The organism is Shewanella sp. 30m-14 (assembly GCF_052977125.1).
On record NZ_JBRILW010000006.1, the window covers coordinates 1 to 12,008 of the forward strand.

Sequence of the window (12,008 nt, forward strand, 5' to 3'; positions counted from 1 at the left end):
ATTGGTAGACACGCCAGATTTAGGTTCTGGTGCCGCAAGGTGTGAGAGTTCAAGTCTCTCTTCCCGTACCATTTATTTAACATTGCTAGCTAAGGCTGGTTATGCGTTAGAAAGTTTGATTGGGGTATCGCCAAGCGGTAAGGCACCGGGTTTTGATCTCGGCATTCCCAGGTTCAAATCCTGGTACCCCAGCCATATAAAAGAAAGCCCATCCTCGGATGGGCTTTTTTGTTTTCTGCATTTTAAAACCTGCATTTTCAAGCTTATTCAAAACAGTGTTCGTCAGGCTCACTTTTTTCATCACTTTGTTCGTCTTCCATAAAAGAGCTTGTGGCTAAAGCTAGTAACTAACACTCTAAACTAAAGCTCAAAGCTAAAACTCGCAGTTAAAGCTAGAAACTAAAGCTAGAAACTAAAGCTCTAAATTTGTGCTAGGATTTTGCTCTGTATTTTTCAAGGAGTGAATACTATGAGGTTTGTAAAAACCTTGCTTATTACATATTTCATGTCTTTAAGTGCTTTTGTGCAAGCTGCGCCATCAACACTTGAAATCGATGACAATATCCAACCAAAGTCCTCAGATCGCTATATTCGCGCCGTTCATAAAGAAGTTGAGACGAATACTGATGATCTCAATAAGATCCGTTACGCCATTCTAGAGGGGATGTTGACCACAAAGGGCTTTGCTTGGGTGTATCAAGGTGAAGGCGATGGGTACATTTTGGCGCGCTTTGATTATCGAGGCGACACCAATGTGATACGGATTGAATATAACTCATCTTTAGTGCAGCTTAAATATCATGATGCACTTGGTGACTATGTGTGTAAGACATTGATTGATGACATCTGCTATAAAAATAGTCGTGGTTATTACAACTACATAAAAAATCTTAGAAATAGCATCAACAAGCAGCTGAAAGGGCTTTAATCATTTCAAATAATCATCGTTAAAGCCATTCAAAGGACAGAATATGAAAAAAATGAGTGCAGCTTTGCTTGTGGGGGCTTGCGGCTTAATGCCTGTGGCGGCAAGTGAGTTACAGCTTTATCAAGACCCCATTCCGTACGGTAGTTACGTTAAAGATTTAGATAGTATGCTGACGGATGCGGTTAAACGTAACCACTGGGTGTTTAGTAAAAATGAGGCAGGCCTTAGGTATGCTAATTTAGATTATAAGAGCTATAAAATAAAAACTGAGCTAGTGGTTAACAGCAACACAGTCGCTGTTAAGTTGATAAGCGCAGAACGTCCTGATTGTGGCAAAAAGAGCTGTAAAGTCGATATGGGTAGGGTTGATGGTTGGCTGGTTAAACTACGTCGTAGCATCGCTTATGATGTGACTCAGGCAGTTAGAGATGATGCACTAAAGCACAGATCTGTTGAGTGATCCCTAATCGCAAACTCTAGTCATAAAAAAACGCACTCAATTGAGTGCGTTTCTATTTATGTTACTGACTAACTCGTGGTGAATTAGTGCTTGAACATAGCAGAGATTGACTCTTCGTTGCTTACGCGGCGAATTGCTTCAGCCATAACCGTAGACATAGTCAACTGAGATACTTTCTCTAGAGCCGCAATTTCAGGGCTTAGCGGGATAGTATCTGTCACAATCACTTCATCAATCACTGATTCAGCGATGTTCTTAGCAGCGTTGCCAGAAAATACTGGGTGAGTTGCATAAGCGAATACGCGGTTTGCACCGTGCTCTTTCAGTGCTTCAGCAGCTTTACACAGTGTTCCACCAGTATCGATCATGTCATCAACAATGATGCAGTCACGGCCTTGAACATCACCAATGATATGCATAACTTGAGCAACGTTAGCTTGTGGGCGACGCTTATCGATAATTGCTAGATCAGAATCATCAAGCAATTTAGCGACTGCACGAGCACGTACAACACCACCGATATCTGGTGATACAACTACAGGGTTTTCTAGGTTTTTAGCTAACATGTCTTCTAGTAACACTGGGCTACCGAATACGTTATCAACTGGAACGTCGAAGAAACCTTGAATTTGCTCAGCGTGTAGATCACAAGTCAATACGCGGTCAACGCCAACGCTTGAAAGGAAGTCTGCTACAACTTTAGCTGTAATAGGTACACGAGCACTACGAACTCGACGGTCCTGACGCGCGTAACCAAAGTAAGGAATAACCGCTGTAATACGACCAGCTGATGCACGACGAAGCGCGTCAACCATAACGATAAGTTCCATTAGGTTATCGTTAGTAGGAGCGCAAGTAGATTGAATGATAAAAACATCCGCACCACGTACATTTTCATTAATTTGGACACTGATTTCGCCGTCACTGAAAACGCCTACTTCTGCGTCTCCAAGTTTACAAAATAGACGATCGGCTATCTTCTTAGCGAGACTAGGTGTTGCGTTACCGGCAAAAAGTTTAATGTCAGGCACTGTATGAACCTCAGGCGTATGCTTCATGATAGTGGCTGGGATTAAAAAAAGTATCCCAGAATGTGGTTAACACTGAGCTAATCTCAGCATTAACGGCGATATATTTGCCCCTTTCGCAACAAAGCCTTGAATCGATGCAGGCAACTTCGCCAATACATCTTTAGCCTCTTGCTCCTGTTCGAATTGACCAAAAACACATGCTCCTGTTCCGGTCATTCTGGACGGCGCATATTCTAGCAGCCAGCCTAAGGTCTTGGCAACTTGAGGGTGGCGTTTTGCGACTAATGCTTGGCAGTCATTTTGCCATGGGCTGCTCATTAACGTCTCAAGGCTGAGCTTGGGTGTGTTTCGCGGCAATTCTGGGTCTTGGAATACTTCCGCTGTAGAAACATGGACCTGAGGAATTAATACTAGATACCAAGGCTCGGCAGGTTCAACATTTTCTAGTTTTTCACCTACGCCTTCGGCAAAGGCTGAGAAACCATTAATAAAAACAGGTACATCGGCGCCAAGGCTTAAGCCTATCTCAGCTAAGTCTGTTAGAGACAACCCCGTTGCCCACAACTCGTTTAGTGCAACTAAGGTTGTGGCCGCATCAGAAGAACCACCACCCAAACCACCTCCCATAGGTAAGCGTTTATCGAGCCAAATTTCAGCGCCAAACTGACATTTTGTGTGCTGTTGTAGTGATTTTGCAGCTTTAAGAATTAAGTTATCGCTGTCGGCAACAACCCCTGCCATATTTGAGTGCAATTTGAGTTCGGGTTTATCTAACACTTTAAAGTCTAAGTAGTCACAATGTTCGACGAACTGAAACAAGGTTTGCAGTTCGTGATATCCATCATGGCGCCGTGCATTGATATGCAGAAATAGGTTAAGTTTTGCTGGCGCCGGCCAGCCTAGTGAAAGTGGCGCAGTCATAAAGAGCTCTCAGTATTTGAGGTTTGTTGTATAAGAATTTGGCTTTGTGGTGCTAAGGCCTGCCATTGATTCAATTGTAGCTTTAGATGAATATCACCACGTTGTAAATTGAGTAGTCGAGGTACCTCTGCACCGCTTTGAGCTTGCCAACTTTTAAAATCAACTTCCCAGGGGGGAAGTAGCTCTGCGTTTACCAGCTTAACTGGGCGCCCCTGGTTATCAGTGCTGATCAGTTTATCGCCTGGAGTGAGCTGGCCGGTGATCCATAGTGGTAGCGACTCGATAGGAATAGACCAGCCAGAGACGCGTGTCAACAGGCGCTGTGCATCTGTGTCGGTATAGGTTTTACCGTCAACTTCAAGTGTCGCGTTACCAGCATAGCTTGAAAGAGACAGCACCGTAGTACCTAGCATGGTCGTTAGTTTTAGTTCATCGCGCTCGGGGCTATGGAGCCAATATAGGTTAGTGCTAAACCTATCTTGCGGTGTTCTAACGGCAAGTTTCCCCTGCATTTCCCATGCTTTAGCCTGCTGCACTTTGTTAACAGAGACGGGAATTAGGTTGTCTGGTATGGTAGTTGAGCAGCCGCTAATGAAAATAGTGCTCAATATCAACCATAGATAAGTGTTTTTTGTGAACCGGCTCAAATTATTCATCTATTACTGATATAAAAGAGCCCTTATGATACGAGGGGTTGAATGAATTACCAATGCCCATATGCAAAAATATGCTTTTGCACAATGCTCAATGTCGTTTTAGCGTGACATAACTATATATGAATAGTTAAAAAAGTGATGCTAATTGAAAAAATGGGTAAGAACATAGATTATTATTCGGTTTTGTTAAGCGTATTCTGTTTTTAACAACACCAATTCAGTAGAATGGCACCAATAAATGAGATGCCCAAGAGTCCAGAACGAGTCAAATGAGCCTTGTAGCAATCGGAATTAACCATAAAACGGCCACGGTCGACCTACGTGAGAAAGTCGCATTCGCACCAGACAGAATTCATGATGCCATGAAGAGTCTAGCGTCTCGTACTCTAACGGGGGAAGCCGTCATCATTTCCACCTGTAACCGCACAGAACTTTACTGTAATAATAGTGAAGCTGCTGATGTCGTTGCTTGGCTGGAAGATTATCATCAACTATCCCATGAAGATGTTGAGCCCTGCTTGTACCAATATAAAGGTCAAGAAGCGGTTAAGCATTTAATGCGTGTATCTGCTGGTCTCGATTCACTGATTTTGGGTGAACCGCAAATTTTAGGCCAAGTGAAGCAATCTTTTGTGAAAGCAAAAGAAGCGGGTACCGTTGCAGCGACAATGGATCGCTTGTTTCAAAATACCTTTTCAGTCGCCAAAAAAATTCGTACTGATACCGAAATTGGTGCTGCTGCCGTATCGGTAGCCTTTGCTGCGGTGAGCATGGCAAAGCATATTTTCTCATCACTTAGCACGACTCAAGTATTATTAGTCGGCGCCGGTGAGACAATAGAGTTAGTTGCACGTCACCTAAAAGACAATGGTGTTAAAAGCATGGTGGTTGCAAACCGAACCATTTCACGTGCAGAAGCCATGTGTGACGAGTTCGGTGCCACAGCAATTACACTCGAACAGATCCCAGATTTTCTCCCTAAGGCCGATATCGTGATATCCTCTACGGCTAGCCCATTACCAATACTTGGTAAGGGCATGGTAGAAAAAGCGCTTAAACAGCGTCGTCATCAACCTATGTTATTGGTTGATATAGCAGTTCCTCGAGATATCGAGGCTGAAGTTGCGGATCTAGATGATGCATTTCTCTATACCGTAGATGACCTGCAAAGCATTATTGAACAAAATATGGCATCTCGAAGAGAAGCTGCCGAGCAAGCAGAATTAATTGCAGAAGATCAAGCTTATCTATTTATGGAATGGATCCGCTCACTAGAGTCGGTAGACAGTATCCGTGAATATCGCACTCAGAGTATGGCGATTAAAGATGAACTGGTAGAGCGAGCGGTCAACAAGTTGGCCCAAGGTGGTAATAGTGAGCAAGTCTTACTGGAGCTAGCCAATAAGCTGACCAACAAGCTGATCCATGCACCGACACAAGCGCTTACCGCTGCGAGTCGACAAGGGGATTTGAATTCTCTTGGACAATTAAGAGCTGTGCTTGGACTAGATAAAGACTAAGGTTAGCGTTTAAATGAAGGACAGTGTGATTCGTAAGCTTGAAGGCTTACTTGAACGTAACGAAGAAGTACTGGCGTTACTGAGCGATGCAGGTGTTATCGCTGATCAGGAGCGTTTTCGCGCCTTGTCTAAAGAATATTCTCAATTAGAGGATGTGGTCAGAACTTTTAAAGCATTTCAGCAAGCAGAAGAAGATTTAGAATCTGCTAAAGAGATGATGGAAGAAGATGACGCAGAGCTAAAAGAGATGGCTCAGGAAGAATTTAAAGTCGCTAAGTCGGCGATTGCAGTGCTTGAAGATGAACTGCAAATCCTGTTGCTGCCAAAAGATCCTAATGATGATAATAACTGCTTTATTGAAATTCGCGCAGGCGCGGGTGGAGACGAAGCAGCTATCTTTGCGGGCGATTTGTTCCGCATGTACAGCAGATACGCTGAAAGTAAACGCTGGCAAATTGAAGTCATGAATACCAATGAAGGTGAGCATGGCGGCTTTAAAGAAGTGATTGCTAAAATCAGTGGTGAAGGCGTTTACGGTAAGCTTAAGTTTGAGTCAGGTGGACACCGTGTGCAGCGCGTTCCAGAGACTGAATCTCAAGGCCGCGTACATACTTCTGCTTGTACCGTTATTGTATTGCCAGAAGTGCCTGAAGCTGAAGCCATTGAAATCAACAAGGCCGATCTGAAAGTTGATACTTTCCGCGCATCGGGTGCTGGTGGTCAGCACGTAAACAAAACCGATTCGGCTATTCGTATTACGCATATTCCTACAGGTATTGTTGTTGAGTGTCAGGATCAGCGTTCACAGCATAAAAACCGTGCCCAAGCGATGAGCGTGCTTTCTGCACGTATTCAAGCGGTTGAAGACGAAAAGCGCCGTAGTGCTGAAGAAAGTACGCGTCGTAACTTAGTCTCAAGTGGTGACCGTTCAGAGCGTATCCGTACTTATAACTTCCCACAAGGTCGCGTAAGTGAGCACAGAATTAACTTAACTCTGTACCGCCTAGGCGAATTTATGGAAGGCGATATCGATTGTGTTATCGAGCCTCTCATTCTAGAAAACCAAGCGGATATGCTTGCAGCACTAGGTGAAGGTTAATCCTTCACTCAAATAATTATTGTGCTACAGATGAATAAGGATATTCCTTGCAATTAACTATCTCAGGGGCACTTAAGTGGGCCTCTTCTCAGCTTGAAAGTATCTCTGACTCAGCATCGCTTGATGCTGAGGTCATGTTGCTTCATGTGATTAATAAACCTCGTAGTTATTTATATACTTGGCCTGAAAAAAGCTTAGAGCCAGAGCAAGTCTTTGAGTTTAAACAAATGCTCGCCAAGCGTTTACGTGGTAACCCCATCGCTCACATTGTGGGGGAAAGGGAATTTTGGTCACTGCCATTTAGAGTGAATCCAACAACGCTGATCCCACGTCCAGATACTGAAATTTTGGTAGAGACGGCGCTTAACTTACCATTAGCAGAAACGGCTAAAGTACTCGATTTGGGTACAGGGACTGGCGCGATAGCGTTGTCATTGGCCCATGAACGCAATGAGTGGCAAGTGTGTGCGATTGATAAAGTGGATGATGCGGTTGAATTAGCCAAAGAGAATCGTACCAATCTAAAGCTAGAGCAAGTCGATGTGTTTCAAAGTGACTGGTTTGATGCGGTTGAGTGTTATGACTTTAACTTGATCGTGTCCAATCCTCCTTACATTGATGAGGAAGACGAACACCTTTCTCAAGGTGATGTTAGGTTTGAGCCTCAAAGTGCACTGACTGCGCCGTTGAGAGGGTTTGCAGATCTGTTTCACATTGCCGAGTCTGCGCGTGATTACCTTGCTCCTGGTGGCTACTTGTTACTTGAGCATGGCTATCAACAAGCTATCGAGCTCAGAGATAAGTTAACCGAGCTGGGCTACGAAAATGTTGCCACAGTGCGTGACTTTGGTAGTAATGATCGCTGTACATTAGGCCGCTGGCCTCGTTAAGACTTTGGCGTTAAAACAGAAAAGGCACTATTAATAGTGCCTTTTTCTATGCTGATGGCTATAAGCGCTTACTGTCTGCTCGTTATAAAAGCTGTTTAACCATAAAGTGCTTACAACCTGTTTTAGGGTAAGTCTGTTGTGTCCACTGCAGTTGATAACCACGCTTTTCATAAAATGGCTTAGCTTGAAAGTTTAAAGTATCTAAGATTGCAGAGCGGCAGCCGCGGGCTAAGGCAATCGCTTCGGCTTGCTCAAGTAGTTGATGACCAACATTTTGCCCTCGCAAACCTTCATCGACCCAAAGGTTGTCAATCATCAGCCAATGGCCAAAGGTTCTACCAGAAAAGCCTGCGAGTAATTCACCATTTTCAGTCTCTAATTTTAAGCCTAACGGTAATCGTTCAGACACTTCCCAATGTTGCCAGTTAAATTCAGCGATTTTACGCTTAACGGCATCGGCAAATTCATCACTGTCATCAAGAACAAACTGAATCTTGTTGGTCATTAATAATGCCTCTATGGTGTTTAGCAACGAATTAAGGCCATTACGCTAACCCAAAGTTTGGCTAAATGACAAGCTGATAATAGCGAGAGACTAATGGGTAAAACTCTGGCTTGATTAAACTTTGTGCGGTTCAGCGTGTTGTCATCGCCTGATATTGGTTATGGATTAAGGTATGGGTTACACTAGCCGCCTTTATCGGCTAATAGACCTTTTTTCATGGAAACTTTTTACAGTTTATACCCTGCGTTTAAGCACCTGCATATGACGCTTATCGCGACTAGCGTATTGTTTTTCTTAGTCCGTTTTGTATTGCATTTACGTAAGTCTCCGGTACTGGAGAAGAAAGCGATTAAAATAGCACCTCATGTTATCGATACTTTCTTGCTGCTATCTGGATTGATTTTATGCTTCTCCATTAAGCAGTACCCTTTTGTTGATCCGTGGATGACAGAAAAACTGGGTGCCGTTGTAGCCTATATTGTTTTGGCAACCATAGCGCTTAAAGCGAATCGCAATACATTGTTTAAAGTGTTTGCAGCCTTTGGTGCTATTGGTTGGGTTGTTTACGCTGCAAAACTGGCGATATTAAAGCAATCGGTGTTACTTGGTTAATGACTGATTTAACAATTAACGACTCAATTCAGCTTCCAGAGACGGCTTTAGACATTGCTGAGCATTTAGGTTTTTCTAAGGCTAAGAATGGCAACTGGGCGTGGCTAGAGTTGGCTGGGTCAGTGCTCAGCTTCTATGTGGTTGATAGGCACGAGCGATTAAATGGGCTGCTTAACTGGTTTTATAATGACTTGGGCTTTTGCCCCCGCGAAGACTATTACAGTGCCGAGGCTGCCGATTTAGGCAAATGCTTAACCTCGAAGCAAGGTAATAGCACAACGCTAGCAACAGTATTGATGCTACTGGCAAAGCAGTTAGATCTTAAATTAGATTTACTGTTGTTGCCTGGGCAAACTGTACTTTGTAGTCAAATCGATGATCAGATCCGTTATATTGACCCGCTTACAGGCGCGGAGCTGAGCAAGCATCAGCTACATGTGTTTGTACGGGGTGAGCTAGGTAATGGAGCGAGCTTTAAATCTAGTTACCTAAAGCCTGCTAGCATTAAGCGGATAGTGTCTCGGATGCTGCATGAAATGAAAGCTGGCAGCATCTTGGCCCACAAGTTTGAGCCAGCGATGGAGTGCTGTAACTTGTTGCTTCAATGGCATAGCGATGATTTGAATCTAAATCGAGAGCGCGCCTTTATTGCGCAGCAACTTGGCTGTATAAGTGTTGCTGCGGCAGACTTAACTCACTTTGTAGAAAATAGTCCGCATGATCCGGTGATTGAGCTGGTGAAAATGCAATTAAAAGAACTTAAAGAGGAAGTTGAAACTTTCCATTAAGAATCACAATAGGGCCTAAGGGCCCTTTTGTGTTGATATAGCCGCTTCAAACTAGGGCAAAAGATTTAAACAGAGCGCATTGCTTGAAAAAGATAATAAAAACGCGCCGTTAAAAATAAGCTTAAAAATCACACCAACAAATTGAAATAAAAGAATAATAATTAGGCAAAGCATTGCCAATATTAAGGGAATAGGATCATGAGTAGTTCAGCTTCAGTGACCAGTGCACTGGTGACAAATGACGCTACCGCATTAGGTATTTTGGCGGTAGTACTGGGTTTTGTGTTTTATACCAGTAATAGCAACAATGCGTTTTGGAAGAAGTTTTATACTTTCATTCCAGCTTTGCTGATGTGTTATTTCTTACCATCGCTATTAAATACCTTCAATATTATCGATGGTAATACGTCACAGCTGTATTTTGTTGCGTCGCGTTACCTGCTGCCAGCCTGCTTGGTATTACTGATTTTAAGTGTCGACTTAAAGGCCATTCTCTCGTTAGGGCCGAAAGCGATTATTATGTTCCTAACCGGAACCGTGGGTATCGTGATTGGCGGGCCCATTGCACTACTGATTGTCTCAAGTTTAAACCCCGAAATACTTGGGGTGACAGGGCCTGATGCCGTTTGGCGTGGCATGACGACCCTTGCGGGTAGCTGGATTGGTGGCGGAGCGAACCAAGCCGCAATGAAAGAAATTTATGACGTAGGCGGTGATATTTTTTCCATTATGGTGACGGTGGACGTTATCGTGGCGAATATTTGGATGGCAGTTCTGCTATTTATGGCGTCGAAAGCCAAGCAGATTGATGCAAAAACAGGTGCCGATACCACCGCGCTTGAAGCTCTGAAAGATAAAGTCGAAAAGTATCATGCAGAGAATGCTCGCATTCCTAGCTTGAAAGACTTGATGATGATCGTGATGATTGGATTTGGTGTTACAGGTTTAGCGCATATAGTCGCTGACTTATTAGGCCCATTTTTCGAAACCAATTATCCGTGGACTCGAGATTACAGCTTAACCTCTAAGTTTTTCTGGTTAATCGTCACGGTTACTACGATTGGCTTAATTTTGTCGTTTACACGAGTACGACATATCGAAGCGGCGGGCGCTTCAAAAGTTGCGACAGCATTCTTGTATATTTTGGTCGCAACCATCGGATTGCATATGGATGTGTCAAAATTGGCCGATCCAGACAACCTGTGGTTCTTTGCTATTGGTATCATTTGGATGTTAGTACACGCTAGCTTTATGCTGATTGTGGCTAAGTTAATAAAAGCGCCACTGTTCTATATGGCTGTGGGTAGTCAAGCCAATGTTGGCGGCGCGGCATCGGCCCCCGTAGTGGCTGCAGCCTTTCACCCAGCTTTAGCCCCTGTAGGTGTACTACTAGCAGTATTGGGCTATGCTTTAGGCACTTATATGGCATGGATTTGTGGCCAGATTTTACAAGCTGTGGCGACTTAAGTCGCAGCGAAAACCTAGTTGATTAATGCCAAGGTACAGACCTTGGCTCACGAAGAGAGAAGAGATTGATGAGCAATAAAATCATTAGTTTAGGTTCGATTGAAATCGCAAACGATAAGCCTTTTGTACTGTTTGGCGGTATGAACGTACTTGAGTCACGTGACTTGGCAATGCAAATTGCAGAAACCTATGCCGAAGTCACTCAAAAGCTAGGGATCCCTTATGTGTTTAAGGCTTCTTTTGATAAAGCAAACCGCTCATCAGTTAACTCTTACCGTGGTCCAGGCATGGAAGAAGGCCTAAAGATTTTTGAAGAGATCAAGTCAACGTTTAACCTGCCTTTAATTACCGACGTACACGAAGTTTACCAGTGCGCACCAGTAGCTGAAGTGGTTGATATTATCCAGCTACCCGCTTTCTTAGCTCGCCAAACCGATCTTGTGGTTGCGATGGCAAAGACTGGCGCCATCATCAACGTGAAAAAACCGCAGTTTTTAGCGCCACACGAAATGCGTCATATCATCACTAAGTTTAATGAAGCAGGTAACGACGAAATTATTCTTTGTGAGCGTGGCTCAAGCTTTGGTTACAACAACCTAGTTGTCGATATGCTAGGTATGGATGAAATGAAGCAAACGGGTTACCCGGTGATTTTTGATGCGACCCATGCACTACAGCGCCCTGGCGGACGAGCTGACAGCGCCGGTGGACGCCGCGCTCAAGCGACAGAGCTTGCACGTAGTGGTATGGCATTAGGTCTAGCTGGCCTATTTATCGAGGCGCATCCAGATCCTGACAATGCTAAGTGTGACGGCCCATGTGCCTTGCCACTAAATCAGTTAGAGAACTATTTAACCCAAATGAAAGCGATTGATGATTTAGTCAAATCTTTTGACCCAATCGACACTAGCAAATAAGCGCTAAGTATTTTGCGCTGATTGTTGGTCGCTAAAGAAAATAAAGCCCTGCAGCTCGTCAGGGTTTTATTGTTTTTATCGGCAGCATTTAAGTTTAAATACAGACTAAGTCTTTATTCTATTAGGTTATAAAAATACTCGATGTTTTGTCTCGCAAGCAACCAAGGGGTGGTTAATTGCATGGCGGCATATGAGAAAACATAAAAATAGGTTG

At 43.7% G+C, this 12,008-nt stretch carries 13 protein-coding genes and 1 tRNA gene; 10 read left to right on the plus strand and 4 right to left on the minus strand.

Annotation, left to right across the window (positions count from 1 at the left end; genetic code table 11):
* Positions 1 to 120: 120 nt before the first annotated feature.
* The 3 genes from ACVBIU_RS06065 to ACVBIU_RS06075 all read left to right on the plus strand — a co-directional run bounded on the left by ACVBIU_RS06065 (position 121) and on the right by ACVBIU_RS06075 (position 1,388).
* A tRNA-Gln gene (locus tag ACVBIU_RS06065) sits at positions 121 to 195 on the plus strand.
* A 274-nt stretch (positions 196 to 469) separates the two neighbouring features.
* Entirely contained in the window at positions 470 to 928 is a 459-nt protein-coding gene (locus ACVBIU_RS06070) for a hypothetical protein (RefSeq protein ID WP_447163302.1), read from the plus strand.
* A 43-nt stretch (positions 929 to 971) separates the two neighbouring features.
* Complete coding sequence (locus tag ACVBIU_RS06075; RefSeq protein WP_447160189.1) at positions 972 to 1,388, plus strand: hypothetical protein; 417 nt, start codon at positions 972 to 974, stop codon at positions 1,386 to 1,388.
* Positions 1,389 to 1,471: 83 nt separating this feature from the next.
* Here the strand turns inward: ACVBIU_RS06075 and ACVBIU_RS06080 are convergent, their stop codons facing one another.
* The 3 genes from ACVBIU_RS06080 to lolB form a co-directional block, all read right to left on the minus strand.
* Positions 1,472 to 2,419: a ribose-phosphate pyrophosphokinase gene (locus ACVBIU_RS06080; protein ID WP_044556501.1), complete on the minus strand. Its 948-nt coding sequence runs from the start codon at positions 2,417 to 2,419 to the stop codon at positions 1,472 to 1,474.
* A gap of 66 nt (positions 2,420 to 2,485) precedes the next feature.
* Positions 2,486 to 3,340 carry a 4-(cytidine 5'-diphospho)-2-C-methyl-D-erythritol kinase gene (gene ispE, locus ACVBIU_RS06085; RefSeq protein ID WP_447163303.1) on the minus strand — a complete coding sequence of 285 codons (855 nt, stop codon included), beginning with the start codon at positions 3,338 to 3,340 and terminating at the stop codon, positions 2,486 to 2,488.
* Positions 3,337 to 3,996 (minus strand): lipoprotein insertase outer membrane protein LolB, encoded by a 660-nt coding sequence (lolB, locus tag ACVBIU_RS06090; RefSeq protein ID WP_447160187.1) that lies wholly within the window; start codon positions 3,994 to 3,996, stop codon positions 3,337 to 3,339. The genes ispE and lolB overlap by 4 nt, the downstream gene beginning before the upstream one ends.
* A 269-nt stretch (positions 3,997 to 4,265) precedes the next feature.
* Between lolB and hemA the strand changes: the two genes are divergently transcribed.
* From hemA to prmC, 3 genes are read left to right on the plus strand one after another with little or no spacing between them, the layout of a single operon-like run.
* Positions 4,266 to 5,516, plus strand: a complete 1,251-nt coding sequence (gene hemA / locus ACVBIU_RS06095) for a glutamyl-tRNA reductase (RefSeq protein ID WP_447160186.1) — start codon at positions 4,266 to 4,268, stop codon at positions 5,514 to 5,516.
* Between the two features lie 13 nt (positions 5,517 to 5,529).
* Positions 5,530 to 6,615, plus strand: a complete 1,086-nt coding sequence (gene prfA / locus ACVBIU_RS06100) for a peptide chain release factor 1 (protein WP_447160185.1) — start codon at positions 5,530 to 5,532, stop codon at positions 6,613 to 6,615.
* A gap of 47 nt (positions 6,616 to 6,662) precedes the next feature.
* Complete coding sequence (gene prmC / locus ACVBIU_RS06105; RefSeq protein ID WP_447160184.1) at positions 6,663 to 7,505, plus strand: peptide chain release factor N(5)-glutamine methyltransferase; 843 nt, start codon at positions 6,663 to 6,665, stop codon at positions 7,503 to 7,505.
* A gap of 82 nt (positions 7,506 to 7,587) precedes the next feature.
* On the opposite strand, the gene ACVBIU_RS06110 is transcribed toward prmC, so the two are convergent.
* The gene (locus ACVBIU_RS06110) at positions 7,588 to 8,010 is read right to left on the minus strand and encodes a GNAT family N-acetyltransferase (protein WP_447160183.1); all 423 of its coding nucleotides are present in this window, start codon (positions 8,008 to 8,010) and stop codon (positions 7,588 to 7,590) included.
* 216 nt (positions 8,011 to 8,226) lie between these two features.
* Between ACVBIU_RS06110 and ACVBIU_RS06115 the strand changes: the two genes are divergently transcribed.
* The 4 genes from ACVBIU_RS06115 to kdsA all read left to right on the plus strand — a co-directional run bounded on the left by ACVBIU_RS06115 (position 8,227) and on the right by kdsA (position 11,794).
* Positions 8,227 to 8,622, plus strand: a complete 396-nt coding sequence (locus ACVBIU_RS06115) for a SirB2 family protein (protein WP_447160182.1) — start codon at positions 8,227 to 8,229, stop codon at positions 8,620 to 8,622.
* Positions 8,622 to 9,410, plus strand: a complete 789-nt coding sequence (locus tag ACVBIU_RS06120; protein WP_447163304.1) for a transglutaminase family protein — start codon at positions 8,622 to 8,624, stop codon at positions 9,408 to 9,410. Before ACVBIU_RS06115 ends, ACVBIU_RS06120 begins: the two co-directional genes overlap by 1 nt.
* Before the next feature lie 198 nt (positions 9,411 to 9,608).
* Positions 9,609 to 10,877, plus strand: a complete 1,269-nt coding sequence (locus ACVBIU_RS06125; RefSeq protein WP_447163305.1) for a DUF819 family protein — start codon at positions 9,609 to 9,611, stop codon at positions 10,875 to 10,877.
* Positions 10,878 to 10,945: 68 nt separating this feature from the next.
* The gene (gene kdsA, locus ACVBIU_RS06130) at positions 10,946 to 11,794 is read left to right on the plus strand and encodes a 3-deoxy-8-phosphooctulonate synthase (protein ID WP_447163306.1); all 849 of its coding nucleotides are present in this window, start codon (positions 10,946 to 10,948) and stop codon (positions 11,792 to 11,794) included.
* Positions 11,795 to 12,008 lie beyond the last annotated feature (214 nt).

Bases quoted from the DNA above. Each gene is read 5' to 3' on its own strand.
- ACVBIU_RS06120 (WP_447163304.1), top strand. From the start codon at position 8,622: ATGACTGATTTAACAATTAACGACTCAATTCAGCTTCCAGAGACGGCT.
- ACVBIU_RS06125 (WP_447163305.1), top strand. From the start codon at position 9,609: ATGAGTAGTTCAGCTTCAGTGACCAGTGCACTGGTGACAAATGACGCT.
- prfA (WP_447160185.1), top strand. From the start codon at position 5,530: ATGAAGGACAGTGTGATTCGTAAGCTTGAAGGCTTACTTGAACGTAAC.
- kdsA (WP_447163306.1), top strand. From the start codon at position 10,946: ATGAGCAATAAAATCATTAGTTTAGGTTCGATTGAAATCGCAAACGAT.
- ACVBIU_RS06115 (WP_447160182.1), top strand. From the start codon at position 8,227: ATGGAAACTTTTTACAGTTTATACCCTGCGTTTAAGCACCTGCATATG.
- lolB (WP_447160187.1), bottom strand. From the start codon at position 3,996: ATGAATAATTTGAGCCGGTTCACAAAAAACACTTATCTATGGTTGATA.
- ACVBIU_RS06110 (WP_447160183.1), bottom strand. From the start codon at position 8,010: ATGACCAACAAGATTCAGTTTGTTCTTGATGACAGTGATGAATTTGCC.
- ispE (WP_447163303.1), bottom strand. From the start codon at position 3,340: ATGACTGCGCCACTTTCACTAGGCTGGCCGGCGCCAGCAAAACTTAAC.
- ACVBIU_RS06075 (WP_447160189.1), top strand. From the start codon at position 972: ATGAAAAAAATGAGTGCAGCTTTGCTTGTGGGGGCTTGCGGCTTAATG.
- hemA (WP_447160186.1), top strand. From the start codon at position 4,266: ATGAGCCTTGTAGCAATCGGAATTAACCATAAAACGGCCACGGTCGAC.
- ACVBIU_RS06070 (WP_447163302.1), top strand. From the start codon at position 470: ATGAGGTTTGTAAAAACCTTGCTTATTACATATTTCATGTCTTTAAGT.